The sequence below is a fragment of the Blautia sp. MCC269 genome (assembly GCF_018785655.1).
Classification (GTDB): Bacteria; Bacillota; Clostridia; order Lachnospirales; family Lachnospiraceae; genus Blautia_A.
On the sequence record NZ_WQQE01000063.1, the window covers coordinates 45,373 to 70,329 of the forward strand.

Consider the following 24,957-nt stretch of genomic DNA (forward strand, 5'->3'; position numbering starts at 1 on the left):
CTGAAAAACAAAATGCTGTCAGGCTAAATACAAGTGTTCATCCTGACAGCATTTCATTTTTCCGTCTGCACGGCTCTACTTTTTCATATTTACAAACTGGGTGTATCTTGGCAGCCATACCAGTTCTACGGTTCCGATGGGGCCGTTTCTTTGCTTGGCTATGATGATCTCCGCAATGTCTTTCTTCTCGGTATCTTTGTGGTAATAATCATCTCGATAAATGAACATGACCACATCCGCATCCTGCTCAATGGCTCCGGACTCTCGAAGGTCGGAGAGCATCGGCCTGTGATCCGGTCTCTGCTCTACGGCTCGGCTCAGCTGGGATAACGCAATCACCGGCACATCGATCTCTCTTGCCAATGCTTTCAGAGATCTTGAAATATCGGAAATCTCCTGCTGCCTGGAGTCGGATTTTCCGCTTCCGCTCATCAGCTGCAGGTAATCAATCATGATGATTCCAAGATTGTGCTCCAGCTTATATTTCCTGCATTTGGATCGAAGTTCCGCAATGGAAATTCCAGGTGTATCGTCAATGATAAGATTGGAACCGCCGATAATATCCGCGCCTTCCACCAGCTTCGTCCAGTCCTCATCTTTCAGATTTCCGGTACGAAGATTCTGGGAATCCACATGAGATTCCATGGCAAGAAGACGATTTACCAGCTGCTCCTTGGACATCTCCAGACTGAAGATCGCCACGGTCACATCTTTACGAAACGCCATATACTGAGCAATATTCAGTACAAATGCCGTTTTTCCCATGGAAGGTCGCGCCGCAATCAGTACAAGATCGGACGCATGCATACCGGAGGTCTTATAATCCAGATCTACAAATCCGGTTGGAATTCCGGTTACCGAACCTTTCAGCTTGGAAGCCTTCTCAATGTTGCTGACTGCATTTAATACAACCTGCTGGATCGGTACATAATCACTGCCGTTTGTTCTCTGCAGGATGTTGAACAGCTTTTTTTCGGATTCCTCAAGAATGGTCTCCGTGCTGTCTTTTTCCAGATAGCAGGCATTGGCGACTTCTTCCGTAGTCCGGATCAGCCGGCGGAGAACTGCCTTTTCACTGACAATATTGGCATAATATTTTACATTGGCAGAGGTAGGAACTGCAGCAATCAGATCACGGACATATTCCATACTGCTGATGTCCGGCGGGAGTTCTTTCTCCTTGAGACGGTTCTGCAACGTGATCAGATCTACCGGCTGTCCTTCATTACAGAGTTCTACCATGGCATCAAAGATAATACCATACTGTTTCTGATAGAAATCATCACTGGTCAGAATCTCAGAAGCCACAAGAATCGCATCACGGTCCAGAATCATGGAACCGATCACTGACTGCTCTGCCTCAATACTGTGAGGAAGAATCCTCTTGATCAGTGCCTCTTCCATTGATTACGCCTCTTTTACCCAGACCTTGAGACTTCCGGTTACCTTTGGATGGAGACGTACCGGAACGTTGGTAACCCCCAGATTACGGATCGGATTCTCCAGCTGAAGTTTTTTCTTATCAATATCCAGATTCAGCTGTTTCTTGGCTGCCTCTGAGATTTCCTTGGAGGATACAGAACCAAATGTTCTTCCACCCTCGCCCACTTTCAGGGTCAGGATGATCTCTTTTGTGGAAAGCTCCTCTGCAAATGCCTTGGCAGCGTCCAGGTTCTCCTGTGCAACCTTTTCCTCATTTGCCTTACGGAGTTTCAGATCATTGAGGTTCTTGGAGGTAGCCTCAACACCAAGTTTTTTCGGCAGGATCATGTTTCTTGCATATCCGTCACTTACATTTACGATCTGTCCCTTTTTTCCCAGGGATTTTACATCTTCCAGAAGAATTACTTTCATTTCTATTTGTCCCCTTCCTGATATAACTGGTCTATAATTTCTTTCAGCATTCTCTCGGTCTCATCCATGGTGTCCTTCACCTGTGCGCCGGCAATATTCAGATGTCCGCCGCCGCCCATCCGTTCCATCATAACCTGGACATTGACTTCATCAATGGCTCTGGCACTGATGTAAACCTCGTTATTATAGCTGGTAAGAACAAAAGATGCCTTGACTCCGGCAATGTTAAGAAGCTCATTGGCCGCCTGTGCACCTACAACAGTAGGGCTTTCCAGACCTTCACTTGGGCATCTTGCAATGGCAAAATAATCCCGGTAGATCTCAGCAGTACGGACAGCCTCCGCTCTTGCCTTATAGGAATCAATATTGTCACGGAGCATCTTACGTACACGTGTCACATCCGCCCCGCATCTTCGCAGGAATGCCGCAGCCTCAAAGGTACGTACACCTGCCCTTGTTGTAAAGTTGTTGGTATCTATCATAATACCCGCATAAATACAGTCCGCCTCAATGCTGCGAAGCTTCAGTCCATCCGCAAAATACTGCAGGATCTCCGCGATCATTTCGCAGCTTGAAGATGCATATGGCTCCACATAGGAAAGAACTGCATTCTGAATCACCTCACTGCCACGGCGGTGATGATCCAGTACCACGATGGTCTTTGTCATATAGAGAAGATCCTGGCACTCCGTATAACTTGGTTTGTTGGTATCCACCACGATTACTACCGTATTGTTATCTACCAGTTCCTTGGCCTGGTTGCTGTCCACAAACATGGACGGCTCATAATCCGGATTCTCCATAAAGCCACTCATCAGTGGACGGATGGATGTTGTCGGATCGTTAATTACAATATGCACCGGCTTGCCAAGAGTCTTACCTGCGCGATAAATACCAATTCCTGCTCCCAGCGCATCCACATCGGTGATCTTATGGCCCATAACGACCACACGATCCTTGGTGCTCATAAATTCCTTCAGTGCCTGAGCTTTCACACGGGCCTTCACACGGGTGGACTTCTCCATCTGCTGAGCCTTGCCGCCAATGTAGGTGATATTATTGCCATTTTTGATTACTACCTGATCGCCGCCACGTCCCAGTGCCATCTCAATGGCAATTCTGGCATACTCATAATTCTGAATATAAGTGGAAGCATTCAGACCTATTCCAATACTTAAGGTTACTGCCATCTCATTTCCGATGTTAACAGTCTTCACCTCATCCAGAATATGGAATCTCTGTTCCTTCAAAGTTTCCAGCGAACTCTGGCGCATGATCAGAAGATATTTATCTTTCTCAAGCTTTTTCACAAGGCCGTCAAAGTTGGAAAAATACTTCGTGATCTTACGGTCGATCAATGCAATCAGAAGAGATCTCCGCACATCCTCCACGCTCTCAAGAGCTTCCTCATAATTATCCAGATAAGCCAGCGCCACCACAAGCTTATTGTCTTCATTCTTCTGAATGTATTCCTTAAGCTCTGTCTCATCATAAAGATACATGGCAATCAGACTGACATTCTGGGACATATCCTCCAGAATATCTGCATGACTCACCACTTCTCCCATAGTCACCCTCTGCATGGATACCCGGTAGATCCGGTCCCCGAAATGTGTACTCATCTCGGAAATTTCCAGCTCATCGGCCACCGGGAGCTTGTCCGGAGTAATGTCCGGAAAAACTGTGCTGATATTTTTTTTATAGAACTGATCTCTACCCGTGATCTCCGAAAAAATACGGTTGGACCAGATCATTCGGCCTTCCATGTCCATAATGGCATAGGGAAGCGCCAGTTCTTCCAGCATCCTCTTTTCCACCACATCATATTGATTGGCAAATGCGATCATGTCATTGATGATCAGCGGTTTGTGATATCGGAAAAGCTGTACTGCGATAAAAATATAAATAACAGTACCTACAGACACCAGAATTCCGGCCTTCACACTTACAATAAACACCAGCAGATCCAGCAGCACCACCAGAACCGAAAGATACAGTGGCCAGCGCATGAAGTGTTTCATAGGCCCTTTAAATTTGACTTTGTTGTTCATTGCTTTTTCCTGTTCTCAACGTAATAAAAACCACAAGTTATCTATTATTATACCAGATTTCTTATTATAATTCCATAGTTATGATAAAATCTGTTATATCTGACGATCCACCATCATTACTCCTCCTGCAGCCAGCAACAGCTTTTTTTTTATAATTTTTTATTATCACCGAAAACAAAAAACAGGGCCGCTGTCATTCAGATGACTGCTCATCTGTCTGACAACGACCCTGTGGATAATCGGAATTAGTCCTGAACGTATGGCATCAGGGACATATGACGTGCTCTCTTAACAGCAACTGTCAGCGCTCTCTGATGTTTCGCGCAGTTACCTGTAATTCTTCTCGGGAGAATTTTACCTCTCTCGGAAACATACTTTCTTAACTTTGCTACATCCTTGTAATCGATCTCGTTATTCTCTTTACCGCAGAATACACAAACTTTTTTTCTTCTGCGTCCGCCTCTTCTCTTCATCGGAGAATCTGGTCTCTCGCCTCTATTGTAAGCCATGATTGTTTCCTCCTATCTTATTCGTCTCATCTGTCTTGATCAGATGTTCTAGTTGAACGGCAGCTCCTCATCAATTCCATCTGGAATATTCATGAAGCCGTCGGCGCTTGCTGCGCTCGGACTCGGCATAGACGGTGCAGGTGCTGCTTCTGTTCTCGGATGAGATGCTGCATAGCTGTCGCTTGATGCTTTGCTCTCAGCAAACTCCTGATCCTCAACAACAACCTCTGTCGTATAAACCTTCTGTCCCTCACGGTTCGTATAACTTCCTGTCTGGATACGTCCCGTAACTGCAATTTTCAGTCCCTGTCTGAAATACTTTTCCGCAAACTCTGCTGTACGTCCGAAAGAAACACAGTTGATAAAATCTGCACTTGCCTCTCCGTCACGACGGAATCTGCGGTCAACTGCCAGTGTATATCTGGCGATTGCCAGGGCATTTTCTCCTGCGGAATATCTTACCTCAGGATCTCTTGTCAAGCGTCCCATTAATATTACTTTGTTCATCGTTCTACCTCTCTTATGATCTCAGATTTCACTTAACTGAACAGGTTCTTAATGGTGTTTTCGAAAATCCGCTGCAAAAATTATGCCTCTTTCTTGACAACCAGGTATCTTAATACATTGTCCATGATGCGGACATGTCTCTCGATCTCCGCTGGGCACTGAGAATCTGCTTCAAACTGAATAAAATAGTAGAAGCCTTCATGCATTTTCTGAATCTCGTAAGCTAATTTCTTCTTACCCCATTCTTCAACTTCTGTGATCACGCCGTTGTAACGTGTAATATAGCTTTTTGCTTTCTCAACTACAGCGTCACGTGCTTCGTCCTCAAGCTTAGCGCTCACAACTAATGCTAACTCGTACTTGTTCATGCTTGTCTTAACCTCCTTATGGTCTTTTGGCCCTTTGCCTGTCAAAGAGCAAGGATATGAAATATATCACGATTGTTGATTCTAGCATATCTTTCCCGTGATGTAAAGCATAAATTTAATTTTTTTCGAATTTTTTCAAATCTCGTGTATTTTTCTCCACAAGCTTGCGTGCCACCATGATCTGATGTCCGCAGCCCATGCATTTCAGACGAAAATCCGCTCCTACACGAAGGATCTCCCATTCTTTGCTGCCACAGGGGTGCGCCTTCTTCAGTGTGACAATATCTCCTACTTCATAATTTAATCCCATTTGATACTCCTCATTTTTCTTTTTTCCGGATATTTTAGTCAAACGGATAAAAATATCCGCATTCACTACGTAGCCCTGCACCGGATAACTGCTATGCAGTTTATCAGATCCGTATCTGAGAGAACACCTTTCCGATCGGTTCTTTAATAAGAAGATCCGCATATTTGTCTCTCGGTGTCGGCGCCTTGTTGATCACCACCAGATGATTTCCCCTGAAATAATCGATCAGACCTGCTGCCGGATACACAGCCAGGGATGTTCCTCCGATGATCAGAACCTCCGCCTCTGAAATTGCTCTTACAGATTCCTGGATCGTATAGTCATCCAGACCTTCCTCATAGAGAACCACATCCGGTTTGATCATACCACCACAGGTACATTTCGGAACTCCTTCTGACTCCTTCATATACTTAAAATCATAGAATTTCCCACACTTCATACAATGATTGCGGTAAACACTTCCGTGAAGTTCCAGAACTTTTTTGCTTCCTGCCATCTGATGAAGATTGTCAATATTCTGAGTGATCACCGCTTTCAGCTTTCCTGCCTGCTCCATCTCTGCCAGTTTCAGATGTGCCGCATTGGGTTTTGCAGTATCGCAAAGCATCTTATCTCTGTAAAATTTAAAAAATTCTTCAGGTCTGTGCATAAAAAACGTATGGCTTAAGATCGTCTCCGGCGGGTAATCATATTTCTGGTTATACAGCCCGTCCTGGCTTCGAAAATCCGGGATCCCGCTTTCTGTGGAAACTCCCGCTCCACCAAAAAACACGATATTATCACTCTCATCAATGATTTTCTGTAATGTTTCGATTTCATTTCCCATATCGTTCTTCCTCCCGTTTATTTTTGTTGTGCAAAAAAAATCTACTGCGGATCCACTGCGTTCACCCGTTTCCCCTGTACTACAAAACGGGTTGCCTGGTTTCCGGTACAGGTGGACAATGTAACAATTTTGTCCTTCACATCTGCATCTTCTGCACTGGCATCTGTTTGGATCTCGGAATTCTGAAACATCTTTTTCTCATACTCCAGAAATTCGCTGCCAGGCCCTTTAAACAACGTATACGTCTCACTGTTTACAGAAGTGGTATATGCCGCAATAATCTCATATCGGTAATTCTTCTCCGGAGTGAGAATCCAGAAATATTTACTGGTATTGTAAAGCGTCTCATCAGCTCTGTATTTCTTCAGCATTCCAAACATGGAACCATTTTTCATATTATGGCCATACACCAGCGTATTGCAGTCACTGAAATCTCTTTTATTTTCATAATCAATAAAGATGGTTCCTGCAAAATTATAATTTTTCTCATATGTCTGATGCAGATACGTATTGTTATCTTCTCCCTGTACCACCGGATAACTGATCTGCGGCAGTGCTTCCATGTAAATCCAGCCAATTACATCATCATTAATACTCTTAAGCGATGCAAAATCAATGCTTATGGGAGCTGTCGGCTGGTTCTCCGGCTGTCCCAGATCTTCGGTATCATCCGGATCACGCTCTGTTACTGCCATTTCCGAGATACTGTTATACTCATCTGTGCCTTTTTTATATTCTGTATAAATATGATACAGGTTAAAAGCTGCATAGCAGAATACGCAGATTGCCACGATCAGTACAAAAGTGAGAATATAATCTCCTGTTGTTTTTTTCTTCTTCTTTTCCTTGTCTTTCCTGCTCATAATCACTCTCCTTTGATCTGTCAGGATTGCCTGGTTTCTGTATTTATTATAAATACCCCTCTGTTTTCTTGCAACCGTTTTGTTTTTATCATAATTTTATATAGAAAGAAAACCGCCTCGGAATGGGCATCCGAAGCGGCTTGTAAGATATATTCTATTTCAGAGCTGCTGTTATTTTTCAGGCCAGTTCTTTTCCTGTAAGCATTTTGTATGCCTGGAGATATTTCTCAATAGTCTTGTCAACGATCTCCTGCGGAAGTGTCCAGTCGTTGTCCGGATTGGCTTTCAGCCAGTCACGTGCAAACTGTTTGTCAAAGGATGGCTGACCATGTCCTGGTTCATAGCCTTCTGCCGGCCAGAAACGGGAGCTGTCCGGTGTCAGCATCTCATCACCGATGACCATGTTTCCGTCCTCATCAAGACCAAACTCAAATTTTGTATCTGCAATGATGATTCCCTTGCTGAGTGCATACTCTGCACATTTTTTGTAAAGAGCAATGGTGTTGTCACGAAGCTTTTCTGCATACTCGCGTCCTTTTCCCGGGAAGTATTTCTCAAGATGATCGATACTCTGCTCAAAGGAAATATTCTCATCGTGATCACCGATCTCAGCCTTGGTAGATGGTGTGTAGATCGGCTCAGGCAGCTTGTCGGATTCCTTCAGTCCCTCTGGAAGCTTGATGCCGCATACAGTGCCGTTCTCCTTGTAGCTTGCCCAGCCGCTTCCTGTGATGTATCCACGTACGATACACTCGATCGGCAGCATGTTCAGTTTACGGCACATCATGGATTTTCCTTCGAATTTCTCCTGCTGGAAAAACTCCGGCATATCCTTGGTATCTACAGAGATCATGTGGTTCGGAAGAATGTCCTCAGTCATGTCAAACCAGAATTTGGACATCTGGGTCAGTACAGCACCTTTCTTTGTAACTTCGTTATTCAGAATTACGTCAAAGCAGCTGATACGGTCTGTTGCAACCATGATCAGACTGTCTCCATTGTCATAGATCTCACGTACTTTACCTTCTTTGATTGGTTTTAATTCCTGCATGTTCTCACACCTCATCATTCGGTTATTTGATTTTTGTTTTCGACACCGTTACCGTATCACCTCACAAGCCCTCCTGTCAAGATGTCAGGCCCCTTTCAGTCATAAGTATTCGTTAAGGGATCATTCATATTTCTAATAGCGATGCACATTCCTCCTGAAGCTTTTTCTCCTGCTTCCAGTAAAGAAGCTTCTCACTACAGGCAAAATAAGGATCACAGCCATACTCCCGGATAAAGGCCGCCGCATGGCTGTTCCTGGTCAATCCGGTGACAAAAAGCACCGTTTCCTGTCCGTCCCCGAAGCATTCCTTCATAAATGTAAATGCCTGTTCCAGCTCCCCGCTGATCTTTTTCGCACAGGCCTTTCTCTTCTCCGCCATTTCCGTAAACAGCTGCCGGATCCGTTCAAAGCCAGCCTCTGTTTCTGTAATATGCTCCTTTCGGATAGTAAGGCTGAATTCCTCCAGAGTGCGGATCACAAGCTCTTCCGTAGTCTGCTGATCTGCGGTAAGAAGCTCCGCCTCCAGACGGACAGCCAGACTTTTCTTCTTCATATCTGTAAATTCATCCAGCGCTGTCATGTCCTTTTTATCCTGAAGAAAAGCTTTCAGATGCAGAAGTTCCTGATAAACAGCACCTGTCTCACCATCCATCTTCTCATAGGTCAGAAAACCTCCGTTCAGACCGTCAAGCAGAAGCCCTGTCACAAGGAAGCGTTCCTCAAAGGAAGCTTCCTTCGCCATTTTTACCTTTTTCTGCTGTTCCTCCTCCGGCATCTCTCCGGAAAGCAGACGTTCCAGGCCATAGTCCTCTCCGTACTTCCGATACAGCTGATAGCTGGCAAAAAAGCTTCTTGCGATCTCCTCTCTGCATAAATACTCCCCGACCAGATTCTCTGTGATCTCCACGCCCAGCTCCTCATAAGCCTTCAGGATCTCAGACAGGTCTTCCCAGCCTCTTGCTGTCACGAAGAATTTCCCGTCCACTGTATTCTCCACAGAATAAAAATGATCCTTTTTCATGCCGAGATAAGCCAGGATTGATCCGTGGATCTCCTTTTTCCAGGCATACTCCATCCACACCTCAAGATCTGCCTCGATATCCATCCTCCGCACACGGTCCAGTGTTACAATATCAAACTCCCGGACCGATTTATTATATTCCGGAGGATTTCCTGCTGCCGCAATCAGCCATCCTTCCGGCACACTGTGGCTTCCGAAGGTCTTGTTCTGAAGGAACTGCAGCATGGTAGGCGCAAGTGTCTCGGAGACACAGTTGATCTCATCGATAAACAGGATTCCCTCCTTCTTTCCGGTACGTTCCATACAATCATACACAGAAGCAATGATCTCGCTTAAGGTATACTCTGTGATGCTGACCTCTTTTCCGTTGTAGCACCGGGTCACGATCCTTGGCAGTCCTACCGCGCTCTGTCTTGTATGATGGGTAATGGTATAGGCTACCAGACCTACATTACATTCCTCTGCCACCTGCTCCATGATCGCTGTTTTCCCGATTCCGGGAGGCCCCATAAGCAGGATGGGACGCTGCCGGAGTTTGGGAAATGTATAGCGCCCGGCTGCATCCTTCCGGTTGTAAGCCAGTAAGGTATGTTTGATCTCTTCTTTTGCCTCTTTTATGTTCATGTTCTGTAACGCACTCCTTCCTGTTCTGCCACAAGCCGGATCGCCCAGGGCGGAACAAGCTCCATTTTTTCTGTTTTATGTAAAAACACAAAGGCCGTTTCATAATCCGGTTTGCTTCCGGGATATATCCCATCCCCGTCTGTAAAATAGATCAGAGCTTTAAGACTGCGGATTTCTTTTTTCTCCTGCTGCTCCTTCACATACCGGAACACCGGCCGGAAATCCGTTCCTCCCCGGCCCTGTATGGTGATATTTTTGCTGTATTCCTTCCATTCTTCCTCGGAATGGATCACCTTAACATCCTGGATACAGCAATCACACTGGATCAGGTACACCTTCATTTTATGGAAAAAATTCTCTTTTTCACTGAGAATGGAATACGTTTCTCCAAGAAATCTCCGCACAGTCTCTCCATCGCAGGAGCCGGAAGTATCAATGGCGATCACCAGCTCCTCCAGACGGTTCACTTCCTTATATTCCAGCGGCTCGATCAGCGGAAGATTTCCATAATGCTCCATCCCGTAATTATAAAAAATATAATCAAAGCTTTCCGTATCCAGCTCCACCTCTTCCCGCAGCACAGAAAACTGACGGAGAAACTTTTTGTAATCGTACCTTCCGGATCTTACCGTTCCTGCCTCTTCCTTCTGGTCCCCTTTCTGACTTCCCCGCCGTTTCCGGTGATCCTGACGGTTTGCGGCAGTATAGGAAAGAAGCTTGTTCCATTTTTCCTTTGTTCTTTTTCCTTTTTCTCCTGTGCAGGTGTCCCACAGGGTGTGGTCATCAAAATGAAAGGCTTCCTCCAGTTCTTCCAGGTGAAACGGAAAAGCCTGTTCCTTCAGCTTCCGGCATATCTTTTCTGCGGAATCCGACCTGTCTCCCAGAATATGAAAAACCTTTTCACGGATTTTTTTCGCATCGCCGCCTGTCTCCAGAATCGGGATCTTTTCCCTGGAAATGATCTGTTCCACCGCAATATCACAGGCCAGGTTCCATAAGCGTCTGTCCTCCTGATCCTCCCGAAAAAGGTGCAGATACAGACAGTGCAGCAGCATATGCAGATAACCTCTTCGCACTGCCTCCGGCTTTTTTACATAAAGCTTCAGAAGATATTCCGGGGAAAAAAGAAAAAAAGCTCCATCTGTTCCAATAGTTCCGGTCTGCTCTGAGCCCTTCCCGGAAATGCAGGCAAAAGCACCGTCCAGATATGGAAAATAGTAGTACAGTTCGTTCCTTATATTTTCCAGGATATGTATTCCAAGCTCTTCCTGCCTCCGTTCCACCGAATCCGCCTCCATTCCCGATTTCCTGAAAAAATCACAGCTCGAATTTCTTCTCTTTAAATCCATAATTTGCTTTTTTCAAATGGAGAAGTCCCATCAGCGCTGCAGGTCTCCTCCACTCTTCAGCCAGTTTCAGGAACACCTCCAGCTCCTGTTCCCCAAACCATTCGTTCTCATAAAGCTTCTCGATCTTTTCCCAGTCATCTTCCAGAATCAGGCGTTCCACAGCCGGACGGATCCTTTTCTTAAGATATGCTCCATAATGCGCGCGTTCCTCTTCCTCCACACCTTCCTCCAGAAAATATCCCCGCAGGGCAACTGCCAGCCGCAGCGGCTCCTGTTTGGTACTTCCGAATTTCCGGTAAAGATGAATGGCCTCTTCTTTGGCATCCTCGTTCTCCGCCCGCATTTCAAGAGCAGTGGCAGCAACTTCCACATCTTTTTGAAAACGGCTTAATTCTGTCATAATGATCCCTCCTGTCTGCTGTCTGTTTATAGTGTTCGAGGAAATGCTTTTGTATGACATTATCATATCACGTACCGCTTTGTTTGAACATTATTTTTTGATAAAAAAGAAGCCGCCACTGCCTTTTTTCTGACAGTGACGGTCCGAAATTATTTTCTCAGATTCCCTTTTTATAAAGAATAAATGAATAGATCATTGGCACAAGGATGACCAGCAAAATTACCGCAAAAACAATTTCCGTTTTCAGGAGCAGGGAATTCATAAGAAAAAGCAGCCCTGACAGGATCAGTATCCAGCCTGTCATACGGTTGGTACGGTTCCAGTTCTCCTCGCTGTTCAAGGTCCAGGGAAGCTTCATTCCCACTGTATAATTCTGTTTCACCTTATGAACGTAATTTCCGAGGATGATAAACATGATCCCCACCATGATATTCACGATCACACCGATATCAATGTCCATACCCAGAGCAAGACCATAGATCGACATGCAGGTGATCACAGACACCACAGGAACCAGCCACAGGGTCATGGTAAAGATACGCCTGTTGATATTTTTTCTCTTTGGATCATTGGCTGTAAAAAACACGCAAAACAGATGGATCAGCAAAAGCAGAAACGGAATTCCGAAAACGGCCATCGGCTTGCTGCTCCAGCCGTTGGCCAGATTGTGCTGATCAAAATGTGTTGCGATCTTCTCCGGCAGACGGTTCCACAGCAGGATCCCTGCCAGTGACGGCGAGATCGTAAGGATACTCCCGGAGATCAGAGACATTTTATATTCCTTCAGAAATTCTTTTCTTTCTTCACCTTTCATCATTCTTTCCCCCTTTCAGATCACTAAGCCACAGAAGCAGTTCCTCCACAACTGTGGTATTCAGTTCATAATACACGAAATTCTTCACCTTCGTCTCCCACACAAGATCTGCTTTCTTCAGAATTTTCAGATGATAGGATATAGTTGCACCTGTCATGTCAAAATGTCCTCCGATCTCTCCGGCTGACATTTTCCCGTTTTTCAGAAGCTGCAGGATTTCTCTCCGCACAGGATCCGAAAGTGCCTTGAAGGTTTCCGCAAACGCCATCGTGTATATCTTCCCCCTTTCGTATAGTATTTAGAAATATTTCTAAATAGAATATATCATTTCCATTTTTCCCAGTCAATAAGTATTTAGATTTTTTTCTAAATAGTTACATTTGTCATATATAAAAAAATGAGGATATCGATCATCGCCTCTGCGACCTTACGATATCCTCATTCACCATCGATCAACCATTATTTATTTTTTCCCCTCTTAAACCTACCTCATGCAAAAACCAAGACTGGATGTGATCTCCGGCGCAAGCTCCGGCACATGTGCACAAAAGTCCGTCTCTCTGCCAAGGCCAATGGATGCAACTCCAAGAATGGATTTGCCATTTACTGTTCTGCTTCCCCTTTTCAGATCCACTGCAAACGGAAAATGCTCCGTCACATCAAGAAAACGGTTTACTTCATCCATGCTCTCAAACTGTACTTTTTTTACTGTCATCGTTTTTTCACCTCTTTTCTCTATCTATACTACTATTTTACTATGATATAACTATTTGTATAGAGTAATTTTTTTATAAAAAAGGTGATTTTTTTAGATGTTATCTTCTCCTATTTCTGTTACAATATAAAAAAACAACACCCAGGAGGTATCAGAATGTCAAAAAAGAACCTTATCGCAGGACAGTCCGGCGGACCGACCGCAGCGATCAACAGCAGTCTTTACGGTGTGGTATCTGAAGCACTTAAACATACAGAAGAGATCGACCACGTTTATGGCATGGTCAACGGTATTGAGGGATTTTTAAACGGAACAGTCCTTGATTTTCAGGAAGCACTTCCGGGCGAACAGCTTCGCGCTCTTACCTGGACACCTGGCGCCTATCTTGGCTCCTGCCGTTACAAACTTCCGGAATCTCTGGAAGATCCGGTTTATCCGAAGCTGTTCCGGAAATTCGAGGAGATGAACATCGGCTGGTTCTTTTATATCGGAGGAAATGATTCCATGGATACCGTCAGCAAGCTTTCCCGCTATGCCGAAAAGATCGGCAGCGACATCCGTATCCTCGGCGAGCCGAAGACCATTGATAATGACCTTGTAAATACGGACCATACCCCAGGCTTCGGAAGCGCTGCCCGTTACGTGGCTTCCACTGTCCGTGAGATCACCCTGGACGCCTGTGTCTATGAGAAAAAATCTGCCACCATCATCGAGATCATGGGACGTCACGCTGGCTGGCTCACCGGAGCCGCTGCCCTTGCACGGAAATACACCGGAGACAATCCACTTCTCATTTATCTTCCGGAAACGGATTTCGATGTAGAGGAATTTCTCCAGAAAGTTAATGCTGCCTTTGAGAAAAACTGCAACGTTGTCGTCTGTGTATCCGAGGGCATTCATGATAAAGACGGCACTTTCATCTGCGAATACGACAGTGCTGCCGGTACCGACGCTTTCGGCCACAAGATGCTTGCAGGCTGCGGTAAATACCTTGAGAATCTTGTACGCAGCCGCCTTGGTGTCAAAGCCCGCTCTGTAGAACTCAACGTAAGCCAGCGCTGCTCTGCATCCATGCTCTCCGAGACAGACCAGCAGGAGGCAATTCTCGCCGGTGAATTTGGTGTACAGGCTGCCCTGAACGGTGAAACCGGAAAGATGATTGCATTTAAACGTCAGAGTGATTCCCCGTACTCCATGAAATGCACACTGGAGGATGTCAACGCTATCTGCAACGAAGAAAAGACTGTCCCTGTGGAATGGATCACAGAAGACGGCTCCGATGTCACCGAAGACTTTATCCGCTATGCCCGCCCGCTGATCCAGGGAACTGTAAATGTTCCGGTTGGCGAGGACGGACTGCCGGCATTCGTGTATCGGAAATAAGATTTGTAGTAATGCGGATAAAAATATCCACATTTGCTGCGTAACTCTGTCCTGAGTAACTATTTATCCGTCATTTGACAAAAAAATGCACCGGGAATTTCCTGATAGTTCCCGATGCATTTTCTTTATTTCTCTATATATTTTTCTTTTTTATTTCTTACTGCGGTATGCTTCTGCTTCCCAGTGTGTAATAAAATATGTGATCTCATCGGTCATCTGCAGCGGGCCGCCAAAGCTCTCCGCATACACCGCAAGCTTGATCGCATCCTTTACCAGAAGCTGTGCCTTTGCTGCCTTTCCTTTGTCATCTTCCATGATAAATGCGCCAACGCCCTGTACCAGGATCAGTCTTGGCTCTTTATCATGCTCTGTCATAAATGCATCCAGCGCATTTTTCGCCTCATCAATATTTTCCACAAATAACGGATAAGGTCCGCAGTATACGATATGATCCGGAGTAAACGGCTTCAGAAGAGGTGCCGCAGCAGTTTTATCTTTTACAAAATCATCAGCCTCCGCAGCCGGTACGACCTCAACCGCATGTCCGAGCAGACTGGAAAGCTTCTGTGCTGCCTGCTCTTTTTCAGGTGTAACTGCATCACTTACATCCGCAGTTCTCTTTACCTGCTTTTCCAGCTTTCCGATCACACCATCAAATAAAACGCCGATTTCCTCTACAGTATCAGCCGCAACAAAAATTCCGTGATTTTGAAGCAGAAGGACCTGCACGTCTTTTCCTGTTTCTTCTTTATAGGCATTCATTTTCTCGAAGCAGATACGGGCAAGTGTGTATCCCGGTTTGCAGATATCGATCCAGAGTACGTCTTTTCCAAGAAGCTCTTTGCAGAGAGCCTTTGCGCCCTTTCCGCAGGTCAGTCCATTGATAAGTGTCGGATGAACATGCAGGACATACGTATAGGCAAACAGATTGTGGAGCAGCGCTTCCACGCTGGGACGTTTGGTTTTATCCTCATCGGTCACTGCCGCCATTACATCTGCAAGATATGCAGATTCACGCTTCACATCATCTGCCGGATATTCCGTTTTCATGATCTCATTCAGACGGGCTCTGTCCATTTTGACAAATTCCTCTGCCTTAATGGTAGCAAGCTGTGTACCAGATCCCTTTACATACAATGTTGTATCGTCTTTTACAGAAGTATTACCGCCTCCTGCCAGAACATAAGCCGGATTACTTCCGTAAGTGTTTGACATTTTTACCAAAGTTGAAAGCTCCATAAGTAAAATTCCTCCCTGTTGTGTCATTATATGATTTTTCCATATATTTATAGTACACGATACAAAGTGAATTATCTATATGAATATTTTTTCCAAAATTAGTACTTTCGTATCCTTTTATTATTTTTCCAAATGTAATATCTATGCATCTACTCTTTCCAAAGGAAATGATCTGTTTCTGCTTTTCATATTTTTTCCAGCTCGCATCATCTCACGTCAGCAGTTCAAAGGTATGATACAGATCCACCTTCCCATACCCCCACTCCGGGTTTGGGTACTGCATGTTTTCTTCTCTTCTTGCGCCTCTCTGCAGATAATATTTCACGCTGCTCCCGGTAAAAAACGGCTGGTTATCTCGTATGATCGCCCATTCAAACAGAAGTGCCGCGATACCAGCGGTCTGTGCGGCGGAGATACTGGTTCCGGAGCGGGTTCCAAAATCTCCTCGTACCAGTGGTACTTTTACGTTAACGCCAGGTGCTGCCAGATGTGGGGTTATCATACCATCTGGTGTATAGCCTCTGCCTGCTGCAATATAGATGCTTCCGTCACGGTGCTGGTAGGCGGTTGCCGTGATGCTGTTCCTGGCATCTCCCGGCGCTGTCACCGTGGTGTAGGGAGAGGGTTCCAGAAAATAGGTATCCTGGGAGATCAGCCCTTCCACAGGAAGCCACATGTGGAACTGTACGTTCTGTCTGTTTCTTGCCTGGGTGAAAATTTTCCAGATGCCGGACGCCGGATGGAAAAATCGGATATACACCAGCGAATATCCGGTCTGCCGCTCAATCAGGATATAATTCACATACACCTTTGTTTCCACAAAGACAAAAGAAAGCTCCTGAGTTCTGGAACCGATGGAACTGCTGACTTCCAATATCTCACCGGTGGGTGACTGGATGGAAAGCCCGTAGATCTCCGGTGGCTCTCCCCAGAATTCCATGGTAAATCCCTGCTCCCTTTCTGCCACACGGAGCTCTGTCACGATCTGCTCCCTTTCCTGAGAAAAAATCCCCGTGCTGTGGTTTCTTGTATTTCCTTCGTTTCCTGCTGCCACAGATACGGATACCTGGGAAAAATTTGCCACATAGTCCACATACTGGCTTAACGCATTGGTTCCCAGATGAGCACCCTGGCTGCTTCCGATTCCCAGGCAGATAGAAAGTGGCATCTCCAGTTTTTTCGCCCAGGAAATCGCATAAGCGATGGCCATCATCACGTCATTTTCCTGAAAGACTTCTGCATCCGGAGGGTAGAGATAAAAATTCCGGAGGTATTGTTTTGCCGGTTTTACCTTGATGATGATCAATGTCGCTTCCGGCGCCGCTCCGGTAAAATTTTCTCCCGGGACCATATTTCCTGCCGCAATGCCGGCAAGTGCCGTGCCATGTCCATTGGTATCACGGGATGGCACAACAGAAAACGGATCCTCAAAAGCCAGTGCCTGGTCGATATCATTTTTACGGAATAACCTGCCATAGGGAACTTCTGTACCTGCTATATCAGTCCCATCTTCCAGCGACTGATCCCATAAATAAGCGATCCTGGAACCGCCTGCATTTCGAAACACGGCATTCTGATAATCAATCCCCGAGTCGATTACTGCCACCGCCGTCCCCTTTCCCCGAAGTTTGAGATACGGATGGTCATGCAGCCTGGTGATCCCCGATGCCCCTGCTGCCTCCATGTCCATATACGTGTAACATTTCGGGATCGAATTATAGGATGTTCCCGTGACCTCAAGTTCTCCCATACTTTCCAGCGGAACATAGAGAACCCCGAAAATCTCATTGATTGCCTGAAAAGATGTCCCCGAAAAAAGTTCCATGGTGTCCTTTACATTCTGCATATATTTCACGATAAAATCCCCGAAGCGCTGACTCTGTGCCGGATTTTCCGACTGCGCTCCGGGGATCTTATCCTCTGTTTTCATATTTGGTTCAAAATCTTCTTTTCTGAGCATGGCAGGCCTGCTTTCGTCTTTTTCATAGATGTATGCAAAGAAAACCTGTCCTTATGACACTACTGTCCTACGCTGTCTGATTCTTTCTTTTCATCACCAGTATCAACAGCACAATCCCAGCAATCCCGGTAAAAATACTGATAAACTGGGAAGTTGACAAAATCCCCACACTTCCCCGGATAATATCTCCACGAAAAAACTCGATCACAAAGCGTCCAATGCTGTAAAAGATCAGATAGCAGGCAGTCACCTGGCCATCTGCTTTTTTATTCCGCGCGATCAGCAACAGCAAAAGAAAATGCAGAAAATCCAGTCCGCTGGAATACAGCTGCGTCGGGATCAGTGCCACGTGATTGGGCGCATATTCTGAATTCTGAAATATCACAGAAAAAACTCTCTCTGTCTCTTTTCCATAACAACAGCCCGCCAGAAAACATCCGATCCGTCCAAATCCCTGGGCCAGTGCCACAGATGGCAGGATCACATCCGCATATTTAAAAAATACAAGTTTTCTGATCCTGCAGTACAAAAATCCTGTCAGTATCCCGCCGATGATTCCTCCAAACACCACAAAACCGGAACTTAACGTTTCCATCATAAATCCCGGATCCTGAATGATTGATTTCCACTCTGTAATCCAGAAGAGAAGTTTTGCACAAAGAAATCCACCCACCAGGCACCACAGGACCATCGGAAAGATCTGTTCACTGTCAAGTCCCTGTTTTCTGGCTCTGTACTCTGCAGTCAGACAACCTGCCACAATTCCAATGGCGATCATCAGGCCATACCCGTATACCGTAAATGGCCCGATGGTAAGAAGTTCATTTTTCATCGGTTTCCTCCTGATGTCCCGTTTTTGTTTTCCTCAATATCCTCACCCACATCTGTGGATGTAAAAAATTCCAGCAGCGCAGCATTGGCCCTGTCATTCAAAGCACTGTTTCCTGGCTCTTTGGCATCACATTCCCCACAGATATCCACGCCCAGGATCCTGAGACTTTCTTCTACACATTTCTCTCTAACAGCACCCAGACATTTCATCATGGTACTTAACCGCATATCACCCTGGCTCCAGTTTGTGTCTGCATCCGTCTCGCAGAGCACATCTTTGTCTATGGAAATATATAACGGATATTCTCCCACCTGTTCTTTTACAAATGCACACACTTCCACATCTTCCATTTCCAGAAGTTTCTCCCTGCTCAAAAACTCCACCTTTTCCCTAAGCTCCGGTTCCACTCTGGAAAAAGCCTCCTCATCCGGGCCGATCAGGATCACCTTTTTAAGCAGAGGAAGTTCCATAATGGAATCATAAATCCATCCTCCGCAGGAAAGCAGGCCGCCAAAAGCAGGCGGCTGCATATCTGTATGATTGTCAAATACAAGAAGTTCAAAAGGCTCCGGGATCTTTTCCAGCCAGATCCTTGTCATATAGTGATAGTTTCCGGAATCAATAAAATGGATCTCTCCGGAAGAATAAGGGGCAATGCGGCTGCGAATGGCATTCATCGCATCCTCATCGCAGTAGCAGTTAGTTCCGGGAATGTCCCTGGCCTCCACCCGGGCTGCTTCTTTTCCCCTCCAGAACTGCTGATCCTCATATATTCCGGAAAAATCCATCATCAGTATCTTAATATTTTTATCTGTATTTTTCATGTGCACATCTTACCACGGAATGGCAGATGATGCAAGAGAGGTGTCAGTCCTTCCACTCTTCCAGGTCTTCATCGGAACCGTCCAGAAGATCCTTCAGGCTGCCGGTCTCCGCCTGGTCTTTGCCCACATCCCAGAGTTTCATTTCTACATTCTCCGGTTCTTTTTCCCAGCGGGAATTCTCCTGCTTCTGTTCTTCTTCCGGTTTTGCGGACTCTTCTGTCTCTTTTCTGTCCGTAGAATATCCGTCTGTATCCTGTGCCGTCATAGCCGTTGTAGTTTCTTCTGTAGTTTCTGTTACAGGTTTACTCTCTTCCTCCTGATCCTTCTCTTTTTTTCGGAAGATTCCACGTCTGGACTTTTTCTCCGGTTCCGTTTCCATTGCTTCAACCGGTGTACTCTCGGCCACATTGTCTGTTGGATATTCTGTTCCACTCCCACTCTGCAACTCATTTAGCTCATTTTCATCCTGCGGTTTTGTATCATCTGGCATATCCATATCTGCTGTTTCATTTACAGCATCTGAACCAGCCTCTTCCTTCTCTGCCTCCGCTTTTTTCGCGATTTTTCGAAGTCCCAGCTTCATAATAATAAAAAATATGATATCCGCAGCTCCGTCACACACCAGCACCCAACCGGAAAAGATCAACAGCGTCATGATCTTTGGAAATCTTCCAAACAACATCACAATTCCAAGTGCAATAAAAACAAGACTGCCGATCAGAAGCACACTCCATGCACCGCGTCCACCTTTTTTCAGAAGAAAAGCACCTTTAAATTTCCACAGACTGTCAACCAGTACAAATGCACTGAGCATCCATGGAAGCAGCTTGATCACGATGGAAGGTGTCATAAAAAGGAACACGCCCAGCACGAAAACAACTACACCGCTTAAAAGATCCATGATCGTAGCAGTTGCTTTTCCACGTATGTAAATATAGATATGATAAATGCCAACTCCGATGAGGATCAGCCCGAATACCACTTTACAGATCACATCCACCGTCTGTGTGGGGATCAGGATCAGGCAAAGTCCCAGAAGTATATAAAATACGGAAGAGATGATCTCACCCTTCAGAATGTTATTGATTTTTTCACCCATTTTTATACCTCCTCTGTTATTCCAACAGTATAGCTCTTTTCCACTGGTCAGTCCACCCTGAACCGTCAAAAAAAAATTCTTTTTTCAAAAAATTTTCTTATAATTCAATACAGCCTGAAGGATTTTTCCGGCGGCATTTCACCGCGTTCCTTCAGGCTGCATTTTACTTTTTATGTTTCTTCTTTTTTGTCATAAGACCACCGATCCGTCCGGTTTCTTTTGCAGAGAGGCTTTTCCACCCGTCTTTGATCACTTTATCCAGGACTCCCATCTCATCGGCAATCTCGTATTTCAGTTTTTCTGCCTGGGAAAGTTTCCCCTCCAGGTATGCCTTTACTTCTTTCTCCCTGTTCATCTTCCACACTCCTCATCTTTTTTATGGAGTATGAACAATTTCCGGAGAAATTATGCATTCTGAAAAATATGTCCGTCCTTTACGGATGCTGTCAGCTTTAATCCGGGATAATGATGGCCGCAATGATATACGCCAGGATTCCGGCTCCACCCATCAGCGTGATGATCACCCATACCAGCCGGACAAGAGTCGGATCGATATCAAAGTATTCCGCGATTCCGCCGCAGACACCACATAACATACGGTTTACTGATGATTTATAAAGTTTTTTGTTGCTCACAATGCTTCCTCCTTTAATCTTCTTCAAATTCAACCTGAACGTTTCCCATTCCGCAATCCAGTTTTATATTTTTTACGGCAGCTTCATTTGTGATCTGTTTATTTCCGGAAGTGATAGACGTTTCCATCGAATCATCCAGTTCCAGATTTCCAAGACCGCATTTCAGTTCATAATTATAATCAGCAGCTTTTCCTGTAAGTGTAAGCTCCATATCTCCCATACCACAGCTTCCTTTTAAATTCTCCACCTGAAGTTCACTGATGTCGGCAGTTCCCACTCCGACTGTAAAATCTGCTTCTTTTATATTCAGACTGCCGGAATTTTCAATGGTTCCGGCCCCCACATTTACTTCCATCTGACCCGCTTTAAAATCACCATCCAGTTCGATGGTTCCTGCTCCCATCTGAAGTTTTATCTTCTGAAAGCTTAAGTTTTCCGGGCAAAAAATTTCTACGGAACGGTTTCTCACTTTTTGATTGCTTGCAATTCTCAGACTGCCGTTGTCATTGCTGATCTTAACACGATTGTGGTCCCTCCCTGTAACTTTCACCTGAACTTTGTCCTCATTCCATGTTTTCAAAACCAGTTTTTCGTATCTCAGGTCACAGGAAAGGTCTGACACAGCCGAAGCCTCATATACCTTCGTATATGCGGAACTGTCTGCACTGCCTACCAGGACGCCCTTCTCAGTTACCGCGCTCTCTGCAGCTGCCTGAAAATCATCCTCCAGCTCATCCATATCTTCTTCAGAGTCTTCCACTTCCCAACTGTCTTCATGATCCAGCACACGAAGCACCTGCGTGATCCCATGATCCAGCACACTCACATCCCCCATGGTCGCTCCCACGGCAGCTCCGCCTGCAGTAAGTCCCAAACCCGCCGCACCGAATACTGCCGCAAGGATCAGGATTACTTTCAGAAAACGTTTCATACTTTTTCCGCCTTTCTTCCATTCAGGAGATTACTGCAGAATCCTGTAAATTTCCGCAGGATCGCCGGCAGTATCTTACCTGTGAACCACACCGTCAGTGCCAGTAACAAAAGTCCAAGTGCCATCATCAGAAATCCGATACCGATAGTCAGGATCCCGGCCGACGGAAGAGATACCACCATGGCAATTCCAACAGCAATACACGCAACTGCACCGATTACAAGAATGATCGATCCCGCTCCCGCAAAAAATGTCAGCAGGAAGGGCAGTAACGCCAGTGTCACCAGAATCCCCAGTGCTCCGCCAAACAATCCTTTAATCAAAGGAGCCGCAAAAACAAGAACGATCAGCGCAAGGATGATCCCTGCCTTATTCTGCTTCTTCTCTGCATGATAGCCACGCTGGGCCCGACTTTTCCTGCGGTTTTCGGCACTTCCTGTATCATGAGGCTCTTCTTCCTGTCCATCTCCGCGTACTGTTATTTCTGTGTACTGATCTGGCATCTCCCCGTTCTCTTTCACACGGGTGTCCTGATATCCGTTCTCTGTGTATTCCCCGTAATCTTCACTGTTCTCCTGAAGATCTGCCTTGATGATCGCGGCAACCTTCCCCGGATTTCCCAGTTCCCGGATCACTTCTCCTTCATTCTCCGGACCTGCATCATCAAAATATCCTTCATAATATTCCAGTGCCTCCTGTCTCTCCGCCTCTGAAATATCGGAAAGCAGCCGTTCAAGCTGTTCCATAAACTGCTTTCTGTTCATAATTATACTCCCTCCTCAAACATCCTGGTAATCTTGGATGAATAGATCTCCCATTCACTTCTGTAAAGATTCAGCTGCGCTGCGCCCTTATCTGTCAGCTTGTAATATTTCCGGTTTCTGCCTGCATATTCCATATTGTAGGCTTCCAGGCATTCATCCTTCTGAAGCCTTCGAAGAACCGGATACAGCGTGGATTCTGAAACTTCCAGAACACTTCGCACATCCTGGGTGATCTTATACCCGTAGGTACCGTCCTTCTCTCTGGAAATAACAGCCAGGACAATCGCATCCAGGAGGGCTGCTCCTGTATTAAATACCATCTGCTCACCTCTCTATGACCTGTAAAATGGACATTCAACTTCCACCTTACTACATGCTCATGAAACGCGATGGCGTTTTTCATTCACATGATAAGCCATGTAATATTGTTCTGTGAATAATACTATATATCGTATAATATAGTTTTGTCAATAGTATTTAGAAAAATCCTTTCATCCTTTATAATATTTTCAGCAGTTTGAGATTGATATTATGGAGGAAATTATGACAGATTCAGATAAAATACAGACATTACCGCTTCCTTTTCTGGAGCGTATGAAAGAAATGCTTGGAGATGATTATGACGCTTTCCTTGAAAGCTACGAAAATCCCCGCACCTACGGTCTCCGTGTAAACACCGCAAAGCTCTCCTGCCAGGACTTTCAGGAACTTTCCCCTTTCCCAATCCGTCCGATCCCGTGGATCAATACCGGATACTTCTACGATGAGGAAAGCCGCCCCGCCCGATGCCCTTACTACCAGGCAGGACTTTATTATCTTCAGGAACCAAGTGCCATGGCACCGGCTTCCAGACTTGCCATCGAACCGGGAGATTTTGTCCTGGATCTCTGTGCGGCTCCCGGTGGAAAAGCAACTGCCCTTGGGGCTGCCTTAAATGATACCGGCTTTCTTCTTGCCAATGATATCAGCACTTCCAGAGCCAGAGCCCTTCTTCGGAATCTGGAACTTTTTGGCATGAAAAATATGCTCGTCACAGACGAAAAACCGGCAAAACTTGCCCAGCGTTTCCCGGCTTTCTTTAATAAGATCCTTCTGGACGCCCCATGCTCCGGGGAAGGCATGTTCCGAAAAGAGGAAGCACTTGCCCGTGACTGGACCCCGGGAAAATCCGCAGAACTTTCCGATATCCAGAAAGACCTGATCTTAAAAGCTGCCGATATGCTCCGTCCAGGTGGAATGATGCTTTACTCCACCTGTACCTTCTCTCCCTGCGAAGATGAAGAAGTTGTAGCCTATCTTCTCCGTGAGCGTCCGGATATGGAACTTATGGAAATGTCAGGATACGAAGGATTCTCTCAGGGTCGCCCGGAATATGCCAGTACAGCAGACACTTCCGATTCCGAAATCGCATTAAACTTAAATACATTTGATCCGGAAGAACTTCAAAAATGCGTCCGAATCTTTCCACACAAAATGGATGGCGAAGGTCATTTTCTCGCCCTGTTCCACAAAAAAGGCGATTCTCTTCCACCTGTTTTCCGTTTCTCCGCAAAAGGGCCGGACAAAAACACCCGGAAATGGCTGGAGGAATTTTTCTCTGAGATCGGCCTGAAAACCATTGGCGGCCAGGAATTTGACTGGAACCGTGTGGAAGTCCGCAAAGATAAAGTGTACTATCAGCTGCCTTTCCCGCTGGATCTCCGGGGGATCTCCTTCCTTCGAAACGGTCTCTATCTGGGTGATCTGAAGAAAAACCGATTTGAGCCGTCTCAGCCACTGGCGCTGGCTCTTCATAAAGGAGATGTGGAAGCCGTTATCTCTCTGCCAGTTTCTGATGAGCGGCTTACCCGTTATCTGAAAGGCGAAACTCTTATGATCGAGCCGGAAGAGGCCGCTCACAAAAAAGGCTGGCATCTTCTCTGCGTGGACGGTTATCCTCTCGGATTCGGAAAACTTGTAAACGGAATCCTGAAAAACAAATATCCTGCGGGCTGGAGAGTATAAGCGCTCCGCCGCAGGATATTTCCC

At 45.7% G+C, this 24,957-nt stretch carries 28 protein-coding genes; 2 read left to right on the plus strand and 26 right to left on the minus strand.

Going from position 1 to position 24,957, the window contains the following annotated elements; all coding sequences use genetic code 11:
- Positions 1-75 precede the first annotated feature (75 nt).
- From dnaB to GPK88_RS16350, 16 genes are all read right to left on the minus strand, one after another.
- A complete protein-coding gene (dnaB, locus tag GPK88_RS16275; protein WP_015527183.1) occupies positions 76-1,404 on the minus strand; it encodes a replicative DNA helicase in 1,329 nt (442 codons plus the stop codon).
- 3 nt (positions 1,405-1,407) lie between these two features.
- Complete coding sequence (rplI, locus tag GPK88_RS16280) at positions 1,408-1,854, minus strand: 50S ribosomal protein L9 (RefSeq protein ID WP_021977100.1); 447 nt, start codon at positions 1,852-1,854, stop codon at positions 1,408-1,410.
- A 2-nt stretch (positions 1,855-1,856) separates the two neighbouring features.
- Entirely contained in the window at positions 1,857-3,905 is a 2,049-nt protein-coding gene (locus GPK88_RS16285; protein ID WP_148444819.1) for a DHH family phosphoesterase, read from the minus strand.
- A gap of 245 nt (positions 3,906-4,150) precedes the next feature.
- Entirely contained in the window at positions 4,151-4,414 is a 264-nt protein-coding gene (rpsR, locus tag GPK88_RS16290; RefSeq protein WP_021651398.1) for a 30S ribosomal protein S18, read from the minus strand.
- A gap of 48 nt (positions 4,415-4,462) precedes the next feature.
- A complete protein-coding gene (locus GPK88_RS16295; protein ID WP_118169208.1) occupies positions 4,463-4,921 on the minus strand; it encodes a single-stranded DNA-binding protein in 459 nt (152 codons plus the stop codon).
- 80 nt (positions 4,922-5,001) lie between these two features.
- Positions 5,002-5,289, minus strand: a complete 288-nt coding sequence (gene rpsF, locus GPK88_RS16300) for a 30S ribosomal protein S6 (RefSeq protein WP_021977097.1) — start codon at positions 5,287-5,289, stop codon at positions 5,002-5,004.
- A 115-nt stretch (positions 5,290-5,404) separates the two neighbouring features.
- Positions 5,405-5,599: a DUF951 domain-containing protein gene (locus GPK88_RS16305; protein WP_021977096.1), complete on the minus strand. Its 195-nt coding sequence runs from the start codon at positions 5,597-5,599 to the stop codon at positions 5,405-5,407.
- Positions 5,600-5,702: 103 nt separating this feature from the next.
- Positions 5,703-6,425 (minus strand): NAD-dependent protein deacylase, encoded by a 723-nt coding sequence (locus GPK88_RS16310; protein WP_173762522.1) that lies wholly within the window; start codon positions 6,423-6,425, stop codon positions 5,703-5,705.
- A gap of 41 nt (positions 6,426-6,466) precedes the next feature.
- On the minus strand, positions 6,467-7,288 hold the full coding sequence (gene srtB, locus GPK88_RS16315) for a class B sortase (RefSeq protein WP_173762523.1): 822 nt from the start codon (positions 7,286-7,288) through the stop codon (positions 6,467-6,469).
- 178 nt (positions 7,289-7,466) lie between these two features.
- Positions 7,467-8,339, minus strand: a complete 873-nt coding sequence (locus GPK88_RS16320) for a phosphoribosylaminoimidazolesuccinocarboxamide synthase (RefSeq protein WP_015527192.1) — start codon at positions 8,337-8,339, stop codon at positions 7,467-7,469.
- A gap of 124 nt (positions 8,340-8,463) precedes the next feature.
- Positions 8,464-9,984 (minus strand): ATP-binding protein, encoded by a 1,521-nt coding sequence (locus GPK88_RS16325; RefSeq protein ID WP_173762524.1) that lies wholly within the window; start codon positions 9,982-9,984, stop codon positions 8,464-8,466.
- Complete coding sequence (locus tag GPK88_RS16330; RefSeq protein ID WP_278795532.1) at positions 9,981-11,267, minus strand: vWA domain-containing protein; 1,287 nt, start codon at positions 11,265-11,267, stop codon at positions 9,981-9,983. The genes GPK88_RS16325 and GPK88_RS16330 overlap by 4 nt, the downstream gene beginning before the upstream one ends.
- Positions 11,268-11,301: 34 nt before the next feature.
- On the minus strand, positions 11,302-11,733 hold the full coding sequence (locus GPK88_RS16335; protein WP_092068357.1) for a hypothetical protein: 432 nt from the start codon (positions 11,731-11,733) through the stop codon (positions 11,302-11,304).
- Between the two features lie 157 nt (positions 11,734-11,890).
- Entirely contained in the window at positions 11,891-12,550 is a 660-nt protein-coding gene (locus GPK88_RS16340; RefSeq protein WP_330385206.1) for an SdpI family protein, read from the minus strand.
- Complete coding sequence (locus tag GPK88_RS16345; protein ID WP_015527197.1) at positions 12,537-12,815, minus strand: autorepressor SdpR family transcription factor; 279 nt, start codon at positions 12,813-12,815, stop codon at positions 12,537-12,539. The genes GPK88_RS16340 and GPK88_RS16345 overlap by 14 nt, the downstream gene beginning before the upstream one ends.
- A gap of 216 nt (positions 12,816-13,031) precedes the next feature.
- The gene (locus GPK88_RS16350) at positions 13,032-13,262 is read right to left on the minus strand and encodes an HPr family phosphocarrier protein (protein ID WP_173762526.1); all 231 of its coding nucleotides are present in this window, start codon (positions 13,260-13,262) and stop codon (positions 13,032-13,034) included.
- Positions 13,263-13,418: 156 nt separating this feature from the next.
- Between GPK88_RS16350 and GPK88_RS16355 the strand changes: the two genes are divergently transcribed.
- Positions 13,419-14,645: a 6-phosphofructokinase gene (locus tag GPK88_RS16355; protein ID WP_173762527.1), complete on the plus strand. Its 1,227-nt coding sequence runs from the start codon at positions 13,419-13,421 to the stop codon at positions 14,643-14,645.
- Positions 14,646-14,795: 150 nt separating this feature from the next.
- Here GPK88_RS16355 and GPK88_RS16360 read toward each other — a convergent pair whose 3' ends face one another.
- From GPK88_RS16360 to GPK88_RS16405, 10 genes are all read right to left on the minus strand, one after another.
- On the minus strand, positions 14,796-15,884 hold the full coding sequence (locus GPK88_RS16360; protein ID WP_022426599.1) for a class II aldolase/adducin family protein: 1,089 nt from the start codon (positions 15,882-15,884) through the stop codon (positions 14,796-14,798).
- Between the two features lie 211 nt (positions 15,885-16,095).
- Positions 16,096-17,844: a S8 family peptidase gene (locus tag GPK88_RS16365; protein ID WP_173771748.1), complete on the minus strand. Its 1,749-nt coding sequence runs from the start codon at positions 17,842-17,844 to the stop codon at positions 16,096-16,098.
- 67 nt (positions 17,845-17,911) lie between these two features.
- Positions 17,912-18,676 carry a prolipoprotein diacylglyceryl transferase gene (locus tag GPK88_RS16370; RefSeq protein ID WP_173762529.1) on the minus strand — a complete coding sequence of 255 codons (765 nt, stop codon included), beginning with the start codon at positions 18,674-18,676 and terminating at the stop codon, positions 17,912-17,914.
- Positions 18,673-19,500, minus strand: coding sequence for an arginase family protein (locus tag GPK88_RS16375; protein ID WP_173762530.1), 828 nt, complete (start codon positions 19,498-19,500; stop codon positions 18,673-18,675). The genes GPK88_RS16370 and GPK88_RS16375 overlap by 4 nt, the downstream gene beginning before the upstream one ends.
- A gap of 43 nt (positions 19,501-19,543) precedes the next feature.
- Positions 19,544-20,599: a DUF308 domain-containing protein gene (locus GPK88_RS16380; protein ID WP_173762531.1), complete on the minus strand. Its 1,056-nt coding sequence runs from the start codon at positions 20,597-20,599 to the stop codon at positions 19,544-19,546.
- Positions 20,600-20,762: 163 nt separating this feature from the next.
- Complete coding sequence (locus GPK88_RS16385; RefSeq protein ID WP_015527205.1) at positions 20,763-20,954, minus strand: alpha/beta-type small acid-soluble spore protein; 192 nt, start codon at positions 20,952-20,954, stop codon at positions 20,763-20,765.
- Between the two features lie 97 nt (positions 20,955-21,051).
- Positions 21,052-21,234 carry a PspC domain-containing protein gene (locus GPK88_RS16390; RefSeq protein ID WP_021977077.1) on the minus strand — a complete coding sequence of 61 codons (183 nt, stop codon included), beginning with the start codon at positions 21,232-21,234 and terminating at the stop codon, positions 21,052-21,054.
- Positions 21,235-21,247: 13 nt separating this feature from the next.
- Positions 21,248-22,165: a DUF4097 family beta strand repeat-containing protein gene (locus GPK88_RS16395; RefSeq protein WP_215708045.1), complete on the minus strand. Its 918-nt coding sequence runs from the start codon at positions 22,163-22,165 to the stop codon at positions 21,248-21,250.
- Positions 22,162-22,929, minus strand: coding sequence for a DUF1700 domain-containing protein (locus GPK88_RS16400; RefSeq protein WP_118062757.1), 768 nt, complete (start codon positions 22,927-22,929; stop codon positions 22,162-22,164). The genes GPK88_RS16395 and GPK88_RS16400 overlap by 4 nt, the downstream gene beginning before the upstream one ends.
- 2 nt (positions 22,930-22,931) lie before the next feature.
- Complete coding sequence (locus tag GPK88_RS16405; protein ID WP_015527209.1) at positions 22,932-23,249, minus strand: PadR family transcriptional regulator; 318 nt, start codon at positions 23,247-23,249, stop codon at positions 22,932-22,934.
- A 223-nt stretch (positions 23,250-23,472) separates the two neighbouring features.
- On the opposite strand from GPK88_RS16405, the gene GPK88_RS16410 reads away from it, so the two are divergent.
- Complete coding sequence (locus tag GPK88_RS16410; protein ID WP_173762533.1) at positions 23,473-24,933, plus strand: RsmF rRNA methyltransferase first C-terminal domain-containing protein; 1,461 nt, start codon at positions 23,473-23,475, stop codon at positions 24,931-24,933.
- Positions 24,934-24,957: the final 24 nt, after the last annotated feature.